Origin of the sequence: Saccharopolyspora sp. NPDC050389 (assembly GCF_040655595.1) — a bacterium.
Classification (GTDB): Bacteria; Actinomycetota; Actinomycetes; order Mycobacteriales; family Pseudonocardiaceae; genus Saccharopolyspora.
Genome location: NZ_JBFAKG010000063.1, coordinates 12587 through 33358 on the forward strand (window position 1 = coordinate 12587; position 20772 = coordinate 33358).

Genomic DNA, 20772 nt, shown 5'->3' on the forward strand with positions numbered 1-20772 from the left:
TCAGTTTCCGCGATAACCCTCATTTTGGAAGAACCCTACCAGGGTGATACCGGAAAGCGAATTCGAATCTTTCCTGTACTCATACCACCCAATAATATCCTCGCCTCGAATATAGCGATAAACGATTTCCCGCTCCCACGGAACCCAATAATTCTTGTTCTGCGCTTTCAGGGTTTCCGCCACCGAGATCCCAGTAACCGGCGGGTCAATCATGTAGCGGTAGAGAGCGTTCTTGTGATGATAATTCGGATCCTCGGTCGTCGACACGTATTGGTCGCGGGAGGCCGCATAGGTGTGATCGTGGATGGTCGTGATCCTGTCGTTACCGCCGATAAAGCCATTCGTCGTGACGTCGGCGGGCGCCCGGTTCGTAGACTTGAACACATGTTCGGGTGAGACCTCCACGATACTGCTCCAGTCGCTTTCCGCGACCCATGCCAAGTCAACTCCCGACGGCTTGGAGCTCCCTGCTCCGGCGTGGATGCGCAGGCTGTTTCCCTGCGTGCCAAGCTTTTCCGCCAGCGTCTGGGAGAACTTGGTGGCCCAGGCACGGTTTTTAGGGCTGCGGCCGGGGTGCTGAGCAGCGACGAGTGCCACCACATCCGCCAAGGGCACGCGAGCATCGTTGCGAGCCAACTTGATGACATCGTGCGTGTGCCGCACAACCATGTTGGCCGCCGCGACATCGCCGGGTTCCGCCACCTCCTTGGCACGCTCGATCTCCGCGCGCAGATCCGACTCCGACGAATCCGCCACCGACACCGGGCGCTCGCGGGCGACATCCGCCAGGAGCCCATCCCCCGAGCCCGACTGTCCGGCACCGAACGGCCGATTGGGGTCGTCCTCCGTCACCGGCTCGTCGCCCGGCCCGCCGCCCACTCGCGCACCGGAATTCCCGGCGTCACCGGGCTTCTCCGGCGGGCTGACGTACTCGCCGCCGGCGTCGACCGGGTCCGCCACAAGCGTGGACACCGAAATACCGGCCGCCTCGATCACGCCGGCGTGGCCGAAGTCCGCCGGCGACGCCACTACCCCGGTCCGGGGGTCCACGATCGTCAGCTCATCGCCGTCGAAACGCACGACGTATGCGCGTGGCAGCACCAGCCCAGGCGGCCCCTTCCGACGATGGGAACCGACCTCGGCCTCCGGACGGGGTTCCTCGAGCGCGTGCACCAACATGATCGCGAACGGACCCGGCCGCCCCGGATCGCCGTGCCTGGCGATCATCATCCGCTGACGCACCTCGCGCACCCCGACGTCGCCGATCCCGAACTGCTCCAGCGCGTGCCCTGCGATGACATCCGACGGATTCCGGCTGTGCTTCTCGTACGCCTTGAGCGCTTCGACGAGTCCCTCGGCCTTGACCGACCGCAATCCCCCGAACTGAGACGCCGTGGCCGGTGCGTCGGTGATTTGCCAGTACCTCGGCTCCGCCGGGGCGACGATCACCTGGTTGCCCCGGGCGTCGACGGTGACCTCGTAGAGCTGCAAGAGTCCGGGCAGATCGTCATCCGGCATTTCCTCGCGGGTGACCGGATTCTGGATCCTCATCCTGGACTCGAAGCGGCTCTGCCGGATCTCCTTGATCTCCCACCGCACGGAGTTCTCGTCGCTCACCGACACAGAGCGGACCGCATGCGTCCACACCTCCTGCCGAACCGTGACCCCGTCCTGCTGCCGGTTCTCGAATTCCTTGCGGGGAGCCGTTTCCAGGTTCTCGACCCTGAGCTTGTCCCCGTTCGCGGGATCGACGATGTACACCTGCTCGCCCTTTTCATCTCGACCCAGGTTGAGCAGAACCCGGACACGCCCCTTGAAGGGCGCGCCATACCCGAGCATGACGGAGAACGTGCCTGCACCAGCGCCACGCACTCGCGCGATGATCGCGGCCAGCCCTTCGATGCCGGAATCCGTCTGTGGCGAGAAAGTGACGAATGACTTGGAGTCATCGCCGTGGAAGTTCCTCTGCAACTCGAGGGCGCCGAGGATGCCCTGATAGACGGCCGGGGTGACGCCAGGCCCGCCTTCATACGAATTCAGAGCGACCATGAGCTCCGACTGCTCATCGACGCGCTGGTCATCCGGCAACTGCGGGAACCGTCGCTCCTCCGGCGTTCTCGGCGCGACCGGGGGCTCCTCCTTCCACTGCTCGCTCAGGTCACGGACCGGGAAGGTCTCCGGCTGGTTCCGCAGCCACGTGTCGAACCTTTCGCTCTCGGCCCGCGGAGTCGAGTCGTCAAGCTCGATCCGCACCTGCCGCCGCAGGAGGTTCGCCGACGACTCCGACATCGCCCGCAACTCGTCTTCTCCGTGCGACACCACCGTCACTGGGACATCCCGTGGGTCCGGAGCCCCCGACAGCGGCATGCCGCTTTCGAGATACAGCCCGCGCACGAGGCCTACCGCATCGCGGATCATTGCGACGACCCGTTCCGCCTTGGTCTGTCCACTGCGGGGGCCGCGCTCGCTCGCGTCCCCGTAGACGTGCAGCACGATCCGTGGCAGATTCCGCCGCACAGCGCCGGAGACCGGCTCCACGCCGGAACTCGCACTCGATGCGTTTTGCGTGGAGTCGGCTCCGTCGCGCTCTCGATCGCCGGGGAACGCCTTGTCGATCCATGTCAGGCCAACGTTGGACGCGGTCTCCGCATCCCTGCCGGAGAGCGCGGTGCCACGACTGTCCTCGAACGTGACCGTCGTCGAGTCGTTGATCAGTCGCCCGTCCGCCTTGCTCGCCTTGAGGTCGGCCGCGATCTTCTTCACCGTGGCACGGACGGCGGAACGGTCCCGGATGTCTCCGCGGTGGTGCCACATGACCGCCTTGGCAAATTGCTGCACATCCACCATGTCAACCAGCAGTCTCACGCTGGCTTCGGCGAGCACCATCCGCATTACCGAATACCGGTCACCGCTGGTGGCGCTGACTTTCTCGGCCAGAGCCTTGACGTCCTCGACGGTCCAGACCTCCGGTGCCTCCGTCGGTTGCTCCGGCGGGTTGGCTCTGAAGTCCTCCTGGACCGAGATCCTCACCTGTTCGGTCGCCGGGTCGGCCTCGTGCGGCGGGACGATCCCCGCGGACCCCGGCTCGGTGACGATGACGAGATCCTCGCCGGCCGGCAGATCCTCTGGTAGCGACTGCCCGGCGAGGTGCACGGCGCGCGCATAGTCGAACCCCGCACGCACCTGCTCGCCCACCGTGTTCGCGCCTTGCTCGGCAGCTCCCGCTGCGACGACGCGGTAGGTCCGCGTGCCCACCGTCCCGTCGTCAAGTACGTGCACCGTCTCACCGCGCCGCACATCCGCGTGCATCTTCTCGAACAGCTCGATCCCATACAGCCACGGCCTTGTGCCCGCTGCCGCAGCCGGGTCGCCGGCCTCGTTGTTGATCGGCACGTCCACCGGCTCCGGCAGGTCCGGCGACCGGTGCTTGACGACCTTCAGGTCGTGCGCGACCTCCCACACGATCTCGTCGATCGGTTTGACCTGCGACGCGGCCTCCACGTTGTAGCGGCGCTCGATCATCCCGGCCACCTGGTCGACATCCATGCCCAAGCCGGCGATCCTGGTCAGGCTGATCTCGTTCAGCATCGCCTTCAGCGTCGGCTGGTAGCCGAGCCGGACCTTGTCCCGCCTGCCCTCACCGATCTCACGCACGAGCTGGCGGGGCTGGCGGGGATCGGGCCGGTCGGCGGATGCCGGTTGGAGCCCGTCCAGTTCGACGAGCCCGTCGGTGAGCCTGCTCTCGACGATCTCGCCGAGTTTGAAGGTGTACTGGTCGCCGTCGGGCAACTCGGCCGGCAGCCCCGTCCGCCTGTCCATGATGTCCAGCCGGCCGCGCGGGGTCCGCCGCACCTCGATCAGATGGCTTTCCCCGGGCTTCTCGCTGTTCTCGATGAGAATCAGACCGGAATACCGGGCAGGCAGCTCGCCCAGTTCCCAGAGCAGACCGGCCTTGTCATAGGGCACGAATTCATCGATCTTGAACGCCTCGACGACGTCCTCTTCCGTGAACACCCGCTGCGTCGTCGGACCGAAGGAATACAACTCCCCCCGCTGACGCGAGTTATACGCCGCCGCCGTGGCCAGCACGCAGGTGTAGAAGTAGTCCTCATGGTGCCGCAACCCGCCCGCATGGTGCGCCAACCCCGCCACCTGCGACGCGAACCCGTCGTTGACCGCCACCCACCGCAGCGCCTCCTCCCGGCTGAACACATCCCGGGTCACCACCGGCGGATTCGGCAACCCCAGCAGATCGGTGACGATCTCCCGGACCAATTCGTCCGCATAGGACCGCGCCGCGTCCGACGAAGAATGGATCCGCGACATCCCGGACGCGGCAAGCCTCGCCACACCCGCACCCACCGGGGTATCGGCCCACTCACGGCCGCCAAGCGAACCCGGCGCCGCATCCCGCACCAGCCCCACCGCACGCGACCACACACCCTCCGCGAACCGCCCGTCCCCTTCGTTCGCCTTCTGCAGGACAAACTCAGCCGTCCACCCCTCTTCGGGCCGGCGCAGGTCCATGACGAATCCCTGCTCGCCTTGCCTTGGCTGACCCGACGCCACTGCCGTCGAGGCGTCATCGCTTCCCGGAGTGGCCACCGACGACTTCAGCCAGTCACGCAGCGACCTCGCCCGATCCGGAACCTCGTCCGGATTCATGCCTTGCAGATCCAGCGCATCGGGCGAGGACTCCTTGACGCCATCCCCCGCATCGCGCGGTGCGTCGACAGCTACCGGCGGCTCTGGCTCGACGGCGTGCACATCCCCGACCAGCGCCCCGGCCTGCCCGGACGCCGGAGGGCCAACAGACAACGCCTGCGCCCAGAACCGCACCTCGTCACGCGCCGACTCCTCCGCACGCGCGGGATCCACCTGATCCGCCACCACAAGCGCGACCTGCTCCAAGGTCAAGCCATTGTCCAACAGCTGCGTCGGATCGATGCCGTCTCCCACGGCCCGCCGCGCCGCCGCCAACTGCGTCGCGCGCTCCTGCCGGACGTCGGCAGGGAGGCCGTCCAGATCCGTGAACTTCCGGGCCACCTCGCTCAAACCGGACAAGACCTGGCCGACCGCCCGCCGAATCACCAGCTCGCGCACCACCCCGCCATCGCCGGCACCCATGTGCGCGGCCGCCGCCGGATCCCCCATCGCCCATTTCACGTCCTGCGCGACCACGTTCGCCATCGCCGGCACAAACGCGTTCAGATCACGCGGCAACGCCGGAGGCAAGAACGACCACACCTCCGCACGCCCCTTCCAGGCATGCACGGCAATCACCTGGACGGCATCGGCCAAATTACGACGACCCAAGAACTGCCGGGTTTCAAGACCACGCTTTGGCTCGTCAAACCGCTCATACGCCGCCCGCACCGCATCCGCGAGAACCGCATCCTCCGGCTCGAACCCACGACGGTCCCCAGCCGCCAGTCGAGCCGCCATCCCCAGAACAAGATCCCGATCCCACCGCAACCGCGGCCCCGGCGTCTCCGGCCAACCAGACCACTCACCCGTGGCCTCTTCCGGCCCCGACCCACCGACACGAGGCCCGGACGACCCCACCCCAGGATCGCCCTCAAGGCTGCCGAGCGGGAAACCGCCGGTGACCGCACTACCGCCGGCGTCGGCACCGAACTCGGCCGCCTGTCCCCGAACGGGAACCGTCATTTGTTGGCCTGCCAGTTCCCGCTCGGCGGTCAGACCGCTCACGATCTCGTCGACCACGGCGGTGAGCTCGTCGCCGTGATCGGTCCGATGCCACGCGATCCGCGTCACAGCGTCGTACTCGGCTTCGGTGAGTTCAAGTCCCTCCGGCAACATCCCGCGCACCGAGATCGAAAGCAACGGATCGTCCACCCGCGGCAACCCAGGCCCAGGCGCCTCGTTCAGCGCCGACAACACCCGCTCCCTGGTCCACGCACCCCCCACCCACAAATTCCTCGCCTCGGCCGATACCCGCACCGGCACCTGTTCCCGCGTCTGTGCCGGTGCCCCCGCAACCGCCTGCTCAGCCACCAGACCATCCAGGATCTCTTCGACCACCAACTCAGCAGCCTCCCCCCGGTTAGCCCGCAGCCACACCACCCGCGCCACCCCGTCAAAGACCTCCCCCGACTCGCCCGCCAAAGCCCGAGCGGCGTCGCGGCTCACCGAACTCAACTCGGCCCAGATCCGACCCCACACCTCACCAAGACCCGGCCGCTCCAGCTCCGACACACCCTGCACCGCCGACAACACCCGCTCCCTGGTCCACACACCCCCCACCCACGACTCCCCCGCCACCTCCAACTTCAGGTCCACCGCACCCAGACCCGGAACGAACATCACCCCCCGCTCGTCAACCTCAACCCGACCCGAACCCACCGATTCCCCACCACCCGACTCGGGCCGGGGTGTCAGGACCGCGTTCAACTGCTTCTGGATCCGATCCGGCCCGGTGGGAACGACCTCGTCCCAAGGCTCCTCGAAAACGTCAGGCTTCAACCACTCACCCGGCTGGGCTTCAAGCAGCGCACGCATCACCTCGAACTCATCGCGCTTCAACCACCCCCACCACCCAGGCGTGGTCATCAACAACCCCTCACCCCGCGGCGAATTCCCCCGCGGCCACACCCTGGTCACCAGATCGCCGATCATGGACGGATCAACCAGCCGATCCCCTGGCGCACCGGTCGTCGTATACCACCACGAAATCTCACCACCACGCTTTTTTCGGGGAGTGTGCGAAATGATGATTCCGGCACCATGCCGCCTCAACACCATGCTGACTCGCGAGAGTACTTGATACATAGCATGATCTTTGACGTCAGAGTTCGGACCCCAGCTACCGTTCCGAAGGTCAGCACGAGAGAACTCCCGCATCGGATTCGACGCGAAGAAATGCAGCATCTTCAACTCGCCTGCGTCTAATAATTTCCCCCAATCGACCGCGGTGAACCGGTGCCCCGTTCGCCCAGCGATATCGACCACCGGCATAGCGGGCACATACCGATAAGCCGTCTCGTCACCACGGTGCTCGCCGACAATCCAGCCGCTCGCGCCGAACCCTCCGTCACCCAAGCTCTTTTGGACCACAGCATGGCTATCAGAGAACGTGGTTTTAGGGACGGGATTGCCCAGCTTTTCCGGCCACCCCACCTGGTTCAGAATGCGCATAGGTATGGGGCGACTCGGATTCGCCTGATAGAACGCCAGCAACCGCTTCGCCGGGGTCGCGAAAGACGCCGGGTCAATCTGCTTGAACGACGCCAACTGCACCGCGCTCCGCTCGGCACGTTGACGCTTGACACCGCGCGCCTCCCCCGGCTCCGACGGCCCCCGCTTCCTCCGCGCCACCTCCTGCGCGGAGTAGTTCCTTTCGCCGAGTTCCGGATCATCCAACTTGGTCAACGTCGCCGCATGCCCGGCCTGCTCCAGCCACAGGTTCCCGCCATCGCGCGCGACCAGCTCCCCCACCCCTGTCTCGGCGCCGACCGAGTTCAGTTCGTCCACTGCCCGCGTCGACGACTCATCCACCAGCCGCGGGTGGTGAGCTTGCAGGTCCGACAACAACCGCCCCGCATCGTCACTCAACCACACCCGCCAAACATTCCCCACCAGCAGCTCCCACCCATCCCACCGTTGATGGGTCCACAACTGTGTGCGAGTGACGTCCGGGATCTCGTCCATCGACAACAACCGATCCCCCGCGCCAGTCGACGCATATATCAACCCCTTACCCCACACGTCATCATTGGCAACAAAGATGCGCCCCACATTATTCGCCAGCAACAACCCATTGATATCGGTGACAGAGCTATTGGAAGACTTTCGGCCGTGCAGCGCATCGACCCTCGCCGATGAAATGAAACTCCGAGGATTCTTGACGAACTCCGCCAACACCTTGACCTCGGGCATGTACAGCACAGCATCCCAGTTCAACCGGCCCTGTCCATCCCCCACCGACCCCGCACCATCACCCGCACCATCACCACCCGGTCCCACGACATCCGATACCGCAGCATTTTGTTTCGCAGGAACGAGCATGTACTTCCCAGACCTGGACACGACCCAACCCGCCGCGTCAGGGCCCGAACCAAGACTCTTCCGCACATAAGGGAGAGACTTCTCAAACGAAGTCTGGCCCGCCAGGTCCAACCACTTTTCCGGCTCCAACAGCACATTCGGATTCGCCAGGAACGCGGCTTTCAACGCATCCCCCCGAATCTCCGAGGGACTCTTGCGCTTCACCTGGCCCGCGTTACCGCCAGAGCCACCGGAGTCTGCGGGGGCGAGCTCGCGCACACGCCGCATCAAGTCAGCCAGCAACGTCGCGACATCGTCCCGACCCAGTCGTTCCGCAGTTTCAATTGAAACTGGGGTCAGCTGGCCCTGGAACAAGCCCCAATTCCTGAGCAGGTCAAGCGCCGCGGCCGTGCCTGCCGCCGCATGGACGGCGATCAACCTGATGTGATCCCACGTCGTCTGGTACTTGGCCCGGAAATCCCTCACCGATTGCGCCAGCGCCGCCCGCTCCGTGATTTTCGTGACGTTCTTTCCCGCCGTGCGCAGGTCCTCACGAACCTGCTTTTCCGCGTCCGTCCGCGGCAGCCGCGGCGGCTCGGCTGCCCGAAGCATTTCCGCCGCGTCACGCAGCACCTCAGGCGTCAGCCGAACCGAAGGCGTCAGCCGAACCGAAGGCGTCAGCCGAACCGAAGGCGTCAGCCGAACCGAAGGCGCGTCCTGTTCGTTCTCCAAGAACCGAAGCAACTCCCCCATCAGCACATCGTCCGGAGCGACCACGGCGGCCGAGTCGACCTCCATGCGGGATCCGTCGTCGTCCAAGGACTCGTCCCGCGCGCCGACCCACCCGCCGCCGGCCTCGGCCGGGGCATTGGTCCGCTCCAAACGCTCCGTTCGCTCGTGGCCGCCCACAAAGCCGCCACCACGCTGTTCCCCGGACGACGACTCGACGAGGCCCAGAACGCGTGCGAGGTCGTCGACGAACCGCACCCGGTCACTCGCCGGAGTTTGCGCGAACACCGCCAGCACGTCACTGAACCTGGGGACGTCCCCGGGCAGGTTGAACTGCCTGCGCTGCTGAGTGGTCAGGTCCGCCAGCCGCTGGTCCAGCCGCTGGATGTTCGCCGGACGACCGAAGGTCTTGACCACCCTCTCGAGCGCGGCCAGCCGCAGCCGCCCAGCATCTCCGGTCTCGGGGACGACACCACTCACCCAGCCGCGCACCGTCTCCGGGGCCGCACCGGTCACCTTGACGGCAGCGTCGTCCCCACCCACGTAGCCCACCAACGCGCCGGGCGTGCTGGCGTCGAGGAACCGCACCACGTCCCCCAGCCGACGCAGCTGATGATGCACCACGACATCAGACCCGGGCTCGTTGCTGGACGGCAGCAACTCGCCTACCACCCGCGCCAGCTCCCACGCCCCACCGAACCGCTCCGCGACCGCCCGGCGGGCACCGCGGACGTCGTCGACGAAGTACATCAGGTCCGTGAGCCGCCCCAGCTCACGCACGGTCCCCGCCGACTGCTCCACCAGGCCGGCGTCCGGCTCCGAACCGACCTCGATCAGATTTCCATCGACATCGGCCACGTCAACGAAGTAGACGGCGTCGTCGCCGCCCAAGCCGTCCGGCACATTCCCCGTTCGCAAATCGTCACCGGTCAGCCGCCACGTCCGCAGACCACCCCGCACGTCTTCGAGCAGGAACACCTGATCGACATCCTGCTGCCCCGCCAGCCGCGTGAAGACTCCCCGCACGTCATCACCGGCGGCGATCACCCTCGGCCGGGGATCACGACCCGTAGCGGCACGGAACTCACCGATCGCACCGTCACCCTGGGCGAACTCCTCCAACGTCGCACGGTCGACAGCCGGATAGGCGGACACCCGGTCCCGGCGCAGCCCGGGCTCCACGATCTCGGTGAGGCGCCGCTGCGCGTCGCGCCCGTCATCGCTGCCGGGCTTGAGACCGGGCAACCGGATGAGCCCTCCATCCAGCTTGCTCGCGTCGACAACACCGAAGTAGTAGGTTCCGCCGGGCAATGCGGCGGGCAACCCCGTGGACGCATCGAGCACCCACACCTGCCCGCGGGAATTCCGCCAGACCCCCACCAGGTGGTACTCATCCCCATTGACCGTCCACATAGCCACGCCAACGCCGCGTTCAGGCAGCTCACGACCAACATCAATGAGGCTGTTCCGCCCGCCGTCGTATTCGGTGAAACCACCCACCCCGAACTCACGCACGACATCGGACGGCAGTACCCGCTTCGACAGATCGCCCGTCGGATCGAACCTGAACGGCTCACCCGTCTTCATCGAGTTGTACAAGGCCCCCAAGGCATACACACACAACATGTCGTAGTCCGGGTGGCGCCACAACGCACCGGGGATGTGCAACAACGAGCCGATCTGCCGCATGTGTTCGGCGTTGATGTCGACCCACGCACGTGCCTCGTCCCGGCTCTCGAAGCTCTCGAGGCTCACCTCCTGGGGGTTGGGCACACCCGCCAGGTCCGTGATGATCTCCCGGACCAGATCAGCCGTGTCGGACACCGCGACCTCCCAGCCGCGGGAGCGGCGGCTGGGATCCCACAGCTCATGCGCGGCGAGTACCACAACGGCCTTGCCCAGGCTGCCGTCGATGAACTCCCGACCACCAAGAGCGCCCGGCGCCGCATCCTGCACCAGCTTCTTCACGGTGTCCCGGAGGCGGCGCGAGGGCTCCGAATGCAGGGCATCGCCGGAGTACGGCCACTCCCCCTTCGACAACGCCCGAGACACGACGCCCTCGGCAGTCCAGCCGCCGCCCGGCCGATCCAGCCCTACCGCGCCCCCTGCGGACACCACACCTGCCGGGACGTTCCCGCTCACCACGTGTGCCGGCTGACTGCCAGGCTCCGCGATCGCGATGCCCAGGCGCCCCGCGATCTTCCGCACCACCTTGTGGGCGGACGAGACCTCATCGAGCGGGTCAAGGTCTTGCGCGACGATCAACGCGAGCTGCTCCGCCGTCAGACCACGCTCACGCAGGGCCGCGCCATCGATCAAAGCCACCGCACGCCTGGCGTGCTCCAGTTGCCGCGTACGGTCCCCGCGCACCTGCTCGTCGGTAATGTCGTCGAGGTTCGTGAACCCCGAAGCAGCCTCATGCAGGCTGGTCAGGTACTGGCCGACTCGCCGCCGGACAGTCAGCTTGATCTCCTCAGCGGAGGCATCCTCGCGCAGGTGATCCAACGGCGGCGACTCCATCGCCCCGGCCACGTCCAACGCGATGATCTTCGCCACCGCGCGCACGAACTGGCTCAGATCGCTCGGCAAGCCGGATGGCAGCAGCCGTCTCACCGCTTCGGCTCCCCGCCAGGCGTGCAGCGTGATCACTTCGACGGCCTCTTCCAGGCCGAAACCGCCCAACAAACTCCTCGTCGCGGCCAGGACCTGATCGTCGTCCGCCGGACGCTCGTCGAACCGCTGATACGCCGCACGGAGGCGCTCCGCCTGCGCTGCGCGCAGGGTGCCCGTGCCGGCCTCGGTCCGAGACTCCAGCGACTTCAGGTGCGCGGCCATGCCAAGGGCCAGGTTCCGATCCCATCGCGGCCTCTCGGCGTTCGCTTGCCCCCCGGCGTTCGCCACCGTGAGAGGGGTGCCATCGACGTTGACCGCGGAGGCGTACAACTCGTCATATTCGGACAGAGTGGCTCGCAACTCGCCCTGTCGCAGTTCCCCATCCTCCTGAAAGTTCGCCGTGTCAACGAGAAGGGGGCGACCATTCTGGGACGACATCACGTTCCAGGCACGGGACCACTCGCCGTCCTTCTTGCCGGCGACGACCGCCGTCACGTGCGGCTTTCCGGAAAACATCAGGATGAGCGCGTCCACCCCGCCAGGTACCCGCTCGAAGTCGACGGACTCGATGATGTCCCTCACGTCGTCGAAGTCGAGCGCGACCTTCGTCTGGGCCCAGCGCATACGCCTGTGCAAATCAAGGTGGTTCAGCAGCGCCGGTCCCATTGCCGCGATGCCGTAGTTCCACCAGTGCCCCGCCTCATCAGCCACTCGCCAGCGTAGGAGCGAGTCCATCAGGCTGTTCTCGTGCGCCGAGGCGACCGGCGTCAGGGCGTTTCGCCACCCGCCCGCCGTGATGAGTTCTTCCGGCAGCAGCTCCGCCGGCGGACGCTTCAGCTGCGCCGGCCCACTCAGGTAGCCACGCCACGTCAGCGCGTCACCACCGGTCACAGTGAACAGTTCCTCCAGCGTGGCCGTCGTCGCCACGTGGTGCCACTCGCGATTGCGGAACTCCGCGTTGGTCACCGACGCGGCCCGGGAACGAAACGCCGGAACACTCGCGATGAAGGTACTCGCGGCCTGCAACACCAATTGAGGGTTCTCGTGCCGGCTCAGCAGATTCCTGACCGCCGGGTAGAACATGTCGTGCGGCCGGTTGTAAAGATACAAGATCAGGACGTCGGCGACCTTGGCCACCAACTCCTCCGACCTCGCATGATCCTCCTGGACAATCTTCGGTTCCGCTGACGGGACGACCGCGGCCGCCCACGAATTGGCAAAACTTCCGCTCACGCCCGGAAGCAGGTGGAATTTGCCAGTATTCCGCCGGACACTCGCCAGCAAGCCCGGACCCGTTCTGCCCGTGACCGAACCATGATCATGCCAGAACATCCCATTGCGATTCTCGTCGAAGAATTCGGCCGGCCGGTTGTAGAGCCGATCTCCGAACAGGTCGATTTGTGTCAGCTCTCCGGCACGGGCATATGTACCCAGATAACCCAGTGCCTTGGGGTGCCCCCTGGACATGAGGATCGCGTCGTTGTTGACGAACCCACCGGCGTCCTCCCGCTCTTCGCGTTGCCTTTCCAGCAAGCGGTAGCCGACATCCGAGACATGCACCTGCTGGAACACCTGGGGCCGATCGAGGACGGCGTCGCCGTCGAGGTAGAGGTTGCCGAGCGCGAAGCTCAGCAGCCATCTCAACGCATCGCTGGCCTGGACATAGCCGTACGGGCTGCTCTTCGTCCGGTCCATCAGGACCCGCTCGACCACCGGCGCGGACACCTTCGCCAGCGGAAGCTCGTCGATATTGACCACCCACATACCAAGCTGCCCGGCGATCCGCACCATCCGCCGCACACTGTCGAGCCGATCAGCTCGCAGCGCGAGCCCGTTCAACGCCTGGGTGATATCCGCCCGCGGAACGTCGGTGAAGAGGACCATCGGGCCATTGAACTTGCGCCGTGTCGCCGCCAAGCCCTCGATGAATTTCGTCGTCCGCGGCGAACCGTCCAGCGGGCCACCCAGCCAGATCGCCGACCGCGCCACCGCGATCTCCCGCTTGGCGGGCAGCCGAAAACCGGTTCGGAACTCCTCCGGAAGCTCCTGCAGGATCTGACGGTCAGCCGCTGTCCAGTCCGACTCCAAGATGACGACGTCCCGCCCAGCCTCGTCGAGGGCTTCCGGCGTGAACGGTTCGTCCGGCAACTCCGAACGAATCATGTCAGCGCGCTTCAACAGTCCCCACACCTGGCGCAGCGGCAACTCCATCAGATCGACGTCCAACGCCGCCGGAACCGGCCGAATCCGGGTGTTCCCGAACAGCCGGGGACCGCGCGTCGGATGGTCACTGACCTCCCCGCGCGCGAAAGCATCCGCGGCCCGGAGCTCCAAACCCGCGAACATCCGGCGGACCCATTCCGCGTCCTGCGCGCTCATCGACCCGGAACCGGGCTCCACTGCCAGTACTTCAGCGGGCGCCTCTTCATCGACCTCCATGGGTGATCCGTCGTTGTCCGAAGACTTGTCCCGCGCGCCGACCCACCCGTCGGGGACACGACTGGCCGAGCTTCCCCCCGCTTCACCCATGACCTCCGGCCCCGGCCCACCGACACGAGGCCCGGACACCTCCGACCTCACCCCAGGATCGCCTTCAAGGCTGGGGAGCGGGGAATTGCCGGTGAACGCACTACCGTCGTCGCGTACCGCATACAGGAAGTACTTGGAGGCAGCGTCCTCGAAGTTGGCCGGGAATTCCGAGCCCCGCACCTGCTCGACGCTCAGATGCCATGCCTGCCCGTCCAACTCGGACGCCCCGGTCTTCGGCAGCCGCACCACCACCGCCTCGACGAACGCACCGGCATTGGCCAGAGCCGTCAGCAAAGACTTGGCGATATTCGCATCGTCGCTGAAGAAGGCCGGCTCCGGTTCAGCGTCCGGCAGGCGTCGATTCCTCAGCGCCTGCCGGAAGTTCTCCCGCGCCTCGGGCCCATCGACCACGTTGTCCCTCAGCTGCTCACGGGTGATCACCTCACCACCAGCGACGCCGGCCGCGTTCGCACGCGATTCCTGGTCGGGATTCTCGTGCTCGATCACCTGATCGTCGGCAGCGGTTTCATCGAACTCCACGGAAGATCCGTCGTTGTCCGAAGACCTGTCCCGCGCACCGCCCCACCCGCCGGGCGATTCCGGCGCGGGCCGCACCGTCAACGGCTCAACCGACGGCAAGCTCACCTCGTCCGACCGCCTGGCGGTCTCCGCCGCCAGCACCTGCGCGGCCGACGCCGACGATCCCGGCCGATGATCCAGCAGTTGCTGCACAAAGGTCTTCAGCAACACGTCAGCCTGGCGCCCGTGGGCAAAGTTCAACTCCGGCGTCCTCGCGAACGCTCCCGTCGTCGCCGGACTGCCGATCAACGCGAGCGCGATGATCGTCCTGATGGCCTCGACGTACTCCGGTGCCAGGCCCGTCAGGAAGATCTTCTGCTGCCTGGCCAGCGTCGTGCCGGCACCGGCGTTTTCCACCTGTTTCATCGCCTGGTCGAAGCGGCTCTCGGCACTGGCTCGCTCCTCCGGCGACAGGCGCTCGTTCTCGGCGTCCCGAAGCCGCTCCGCCGCTGCGGCCAAGTCGTCGAGCGTCCAGGTCAGCCCGTCAACCGAATCCGGAGCAGCCTGCTGCTCCCCGTGCTGCTGGCTCGGTGTCTGCGGCCGCGGAGACTGCCCATCGAGAACATCCGCCGCGCGCGGCACCATGTGGGGAGGTTCGACGGGAGAAATCTGCGTCTCCCGCAAGAAATCCGAACTAGCCTCCTGGCCACCCGGTACCAGGCGCGCCAACGTGTCGTTGTCGATCACATCGGGCGTCCGCCTCGGCAGGATCGGGCCTGACGCGACATCATCGCCCCTGACCAATTCATCCTCCGGCACGATTCCCTGCGACCGCACCAGCGGAGACCCATGCCGGATGCGGCGGAACAGGCGGAGGACCCGATCGTAACCGCGGTGCCAGGAACGCCATCGACGCCGGATCCTGCGGGCCCGTTCGGTAAGCATCCCATCGGCTGGGAAACCGGGGTGATCAACCCCAGACTCCACCTCATCGCGAACACCACTCCCGGCCGATTCCTCCGCCACAGACTCCGTACCCGACGACCCGCCAAAAACCACACGCCCCTGATCATCGACCGCGTACAAGAAGTAATCGGAGGAACTATCCTCAAAACCATCAGGGAAATCGTCGAACTCCGCCCACATCCGCACTTCCACAACAGTCACACGCCAAGCCTGCCCAGCCTCCCCGGACCGCGGCAGCCGCACTACCACCGCCTGAGCAAAAACATCCCTCTCTGCGAAACTCTCCAGGCGACGCCGAGCATCACCGGCATCAGAACTCAACAGAACCGGCTCCGGCTCCATGACCGGGAGCTCCAGATCACGCAGCGCGCTCTGGAATTCCTGCCGCGCCTCACGCCCCCCATCCACGTTCTCCATCAGCTGCTGACGGGTGATCACCCGATCAACCGCCACCGGCACAGGCGGCGCCGCCGTATCTGCTGATTCCTCCCCGGCGAGCGCCGCCGCAGTAGTAGAGGAGGCAACCGTCAGCTGCGGGGCGATCTCACCAAAGTGAGCAGGCCGATTCGTCCGCAGGTGCGTCGCGAAAGCGTCCAGCAAGCTGGTGGCGGACCGCCAAGAGGAGTTCGAAAGTTCCGGTGTCGCCACCAGCATCGTCGCCGCCTCCTTGGTGCCGTAGAGCACGTCGGTGACGATCGCGGTGATGGCGTCCCGGTCCGGCTCGTCCAGCGCGGCCAGGAAGGCCCGCGACTCCGCGCGCAAGGCGCGGTACGCCTGCTCCGCCTTCGCCCGAAATTCGGCGTGTCGCTGAATGTCGACCCGTGGTTCCCCAAGCATCGCAAGGTGTTGTGCCGCTTGACGCATTCCCTCCGACGTCCAGGTCAGCGGAGCGTATTCGGCCTGCGCCGTGCGCGACAGCTGGTCCAGGTCGAGGTCGATCGTCTCGCCCGCGCTGTCGACCGCGTGGGCGTAGTAGTCAACCCCGCTCCGTGAGAACTCCGGCCCGAATTCCTCACGCGTCACCTGCTCCCGGGTCAGCACCCACGCCTTCCCGGCGACGGGAGCCGTCGCCACCACGACCCCGGCAAGATCCGCAACAACGGCCGCCGCACGCAGCCGCGCCCTCGCCTCACGGGGATCACCGCCGAGCAGCCGCAGCTCCAGAGACTTGCCCGTCGCCGCTTCGAAACCCTCAGCCGCCAACCGCCCGCCGTCGATGCGCGTGACCAGCACATGCCGGGACAGCACCGCAGGGGCTGTCGCGGGATCGATCACCACGTCGTGGGCGATCCTCATGCCATCGGCAGCCACGTAAACGCCGTACCTGACCGGCTCGTTCAGTGCCTCAGAGCCGAATTCGGGCGGGGTCTCCCCAGCCAGCACGGCCTGCCGGGTCAGATGCCACGCCTCGCTGACGCCGCCGCGCACCTCCCGGAGCACCAGTGCATCAAACGAGTCCGCGGCTTCCGCCAACTCCCACAGGCTCCGGAACAACGCCGGTGCCTTGCCCGGGAACGTCTGTACCTCCGGATCCAGTCCCGTCGCCTCGGTGAAACTGTCAACCGCCGCCACGCCGCCTCGGACGTTATCGCGCTTCAGCGCCTCGGACGGGACCGACGGGTACGTCACGGGCACCGTGGTGCCGTGCAACACCTTGTAGTTGCCGTCGATCACGAACAGGTGAAGGGCGCCTTCCGCGACTTCGGCAACCTCCGACAGGGGCTGCCCGTGGCCGCCGCGCCAAGCCCACAGCTCCGCCTGATCGCGCTCTAGTCCCCACGCCGCGCCGTTCGAGCTGTCGAACAACACCCCGTAGGCTCGGATACTGTCAGACGCTTGCAGACGTTGTACGACCTCGTCCCAGCCGGAAACACCGCGCAATGTTCCAATCTGGATCTTGAAGCGATCCTGCACACCGCGCACGACGCCCTGCAATTCCCACTCCAGACCGGGCTGTGACCCCACCACGTAATCGGGTGCGGTGTGCCGCGGCGGCGGCTGAGTGGACGGGCCGGCCCCGGCCGGATCGTGCCCACCCCCGGACAGCTGCTGCTGTTCCCAGTAGTCGCGAAGTTCTTCCGGGTCGTACTGCACCGGCTCCGCTGGCGTCTCCTGACCGACCTGATCAGGGCCGCTACCGCCCAACCCCTCGAACTGCACCACCCACGCCGGATTGACCGTGCCAAGAATGAGGCCAAGACCAACCGCGAACTGCTCCAGATTCTTCTCGTTCCACCTCAGGTTGGGGTTCGTCGCGTATTGATGGGCAACGAGACGGGAAACGGCGTCGTACTGAGATCCCACGCGACGGCCAACCGTGCTCCCGAGATCAACCGACGTGTCAAAGAGATTGGTTTTGTCGACGATTCGCCGCGCGATCGTCAGGTCGTTGTAATCCGGACTCAGATCCGCTGCGACCGCGTAGATGTCGTCTGCACTCGTCAACCGGGCCTGACCGTCTCCAAGAACCACCGCAGGCGGCGCAAACGTCACCAGCGCAGGACGAAGCACTCCAAGCCCACGCGCGATCAACCGAGCATCGTCGTCGATATATGCGTCACTGAACTCGCCATTCCTCAACAGCTGGCTAATCGCGTCGACCGCAGCGGCATAATGCAGAGGCCGACTCTCCTCCAACTGGTTCATGTCAGCGAACTTGTCGAGGACACCACGGGCGGCTGCGATGTTCGGATCGGCAGGCGCAGCCTCCGGCATGTGCAACTGCCCCGGCGGCGCTACCTCGTCATCGACCACCAGATCAAGCTTCTGCCCTTGATTATCGACCACGACCACCGAGTACCGGAAATCCGCATCACTCAGACCAGCTGGCAATTGCCCCATCGCCGGCACGTGCCACGCCCGAATTCCCGCACCACCTCTCAAACCGTCCTTTGGCCACCCCACCACCAGCGCCTCCGCCGCAACCCGACCCTCCGCAAACGCATGCATCACCGTCGCATCCAGCACCCCCCGTACATCCTGCTGCGGCGGAACCACCTCCAACGACCCCGGCATTACCCCGCCATCAAACGACGCCCCCCGACCAGTCAACGCCCCCGCGAACCCGTCCCATGCCGCAGACCCATCCTCCAACGCCCCCCACGCCAAACCCGCCGCCACAGCCCCCAACAACGACTCGGCAGAACCAGCAGCCCCCCGCAACTGCGGCGTCTGCTCCACCACCCGCAACGCAAACCGCCGACCCTCCAACACATAACCCACAAACCGATCCACCGCCTCCCGAACATCACCGGGCAGACGGGCAAAAACACCCTCCATCTCCGCGTCCATCCGCCCATGCGCCAACGCCACAGACTCAGCCGTACGCGCCGCGACAAACGCGCCCTCCGCCGCATCCAACCCAGCCACCAAGGCCACCACACGCTCCGGCGACCACACCAACCCACCAAACCCCGCACCAAAACCAGACCCCGCACCCTCATCACCGCGCTGACGCTTCGCCGGAGAACCCACCTGCTCCACAGGCGCCGGCCGCTTAGTCCGATCCCCAGACACCCCACTCGCCACCGACCGCCCGCCGCCTTCCGGCGCCGCATCGTGCTCCTCCGCGGCCGCCGCCAGCGGCCTCCAATCCATACCCCTCGAAACAGCCTTCAACAACGCCTTGACGTCACCGGCGTAGTCACGAAGCTCCGCTGTTTGCAACACCAGCTTCTGCGCCATCGAACCAGTCACCGATGCCTCGGCGACGAACCTGTTGATCGCGCTCTGAACCACCGGGTCCACGCGCGGGACCTGACTGTCCCCCCCGCTCAGCTCGCCATAAGCCCTGGCCACCTTCCGCTTCGCCTCGACCAGAACCGACCGCCGCTTTTGCAATTGTCTGTTCGAGAGGTCCAGCTCGGCCCGGTCCATAGCGCTGACCACCGTCCGCAATCCCGCAGGCATGATGGGATCCGCATCCTCCTGACTTCCGGCGGATCCCGGCTGTGCAGGAACCAAACTGGCGACCAGATTCAGCAAGGTTGCCGCAACTTCCCTGGCTGGGTCGGCTGCGCGCGTGTCGGTCCAGCCGTCGGTGTCGCCCCACGACTCGGCGTCGCGGAACGCCTCGGTCTTCCCCATCACCCGCAACGCAAACGGATTCAACGCCAGCACATGCGCCACGAACGTCTTCACGGCTTCCCACTTGCCCGGCTGTTTCTTGAGAAGCTGCTGCAAGAGACCCCGTGCATCTGGACTCACAAGGTTCTCCAGGAACGCCGCACGCACAGCATGTTTGGCTCTGACCAGAAACTCCGCCGTAAGCTCCCGCGACTTCTCGAACTTCTCGTCGGGCACTCCGTCCGTCGGCGGCAAAGCCCAACGCGCCACCCCAGCCTCATCACCAAGCTTCCGCGCCACCCCCTCCAACCCCTCGAACGTCAACCGCTCAACCGGCCCAACCGGCGTCCCGGCAACATTCCCCGACCCCCAAGCCACGTGCACCAGCACCGCCGGCCACCCCGCCGGCGGAATCCGGCTCACATCCCCGTGAAGCAAGCCCGCCAGCTCAGGTGTCCCCTTGACCACCTCCACGGCCAACGGCGTCTTCGCCGCGATATGCCGGAAAATCGTCTTGACATGGAGAGTGAACGGACCCGAACCGGCCGGGAACACCGGCAGCAGCCCCCTCCACACGGCTGAATTCCAAAACGGGCCACTATTCAGCTCGCCCAGCCTCTGGGCGTTCTCCAAATCCTTCTCCGACAGCGACGGCGACTCCAGCCTCGCCTCGATCCGCTCAAGGTCACGCGCCAGGGAATTCAACCCACCAGGCGTCAACTCCAACGGCCGAACATCCGCTGTAGCCTGACCCTGCTCCGCAGCAACCCGCGACCGCCCGACAACCTCGTTGCCCTTATCACCCGCGTCGCTTGACCCGGCACCAAACGGCCCGCCGACCGACTCGGGCTGGCGGTCCAGCAACGCAGAATCACCAAACTCACCACCCGGCAACCCGCCACCACCGTCGCTGTCGCCTTCAAGGCCAGAGAGCGGCGAAATGCCGGTGACCGCACTACCGTCGTCGGCGGCATTGGACTCGGCTTCCTGCCCCTGAGCGGAAACCGTCATTTCTTGGCCGGCCAGTTCCCACTGACTCACGACCTCGTCGACCACGGCGACGCGCTCTTCGTCATCCATCTCCAGGACCCGCGCCGCAGCGTCGTACTCGGCTGGGGTGAGCCAATCCGGCAACAGCCCGCGCCGTGCCCCCGAAACCAATGTGTCGTCCAGCGGCAACCCGGACGCGCCGTCCGGCGCCTGTTCCTGCATCTGTGACGATCCCGCTTCCAGCGCCTGTGACGATGCCCCCGCGGTCGGCTGCTCAGCCCTCAAACCAGCCAGGATCTCGTTGAACACCACCTCAGCGACCTCGCCCCGATTAGCCCGAAGCCACACCACCCG

At 66.1% G+C, this 20772-nt stretch carries 1 protein-coding gene (running past one end of the window); it reads right to left on the minus strand.

Features of this window, described 5'->3' with window-relative positions:
• A protein-coding gene (locus AB0I53_RS33005; protein WP_358611869.1) for a hypothetical protein crosses the window boundary here: on the minus strand, positions 1 to 20772 show its 3' portion. It continues 17463 nt past the right edge of the window; the window shows 20772 of its 38235 coding nt (coding positions 17464-38235); its start codon lies off the right edge, out of view; the stop codon is at positions 1 to 3.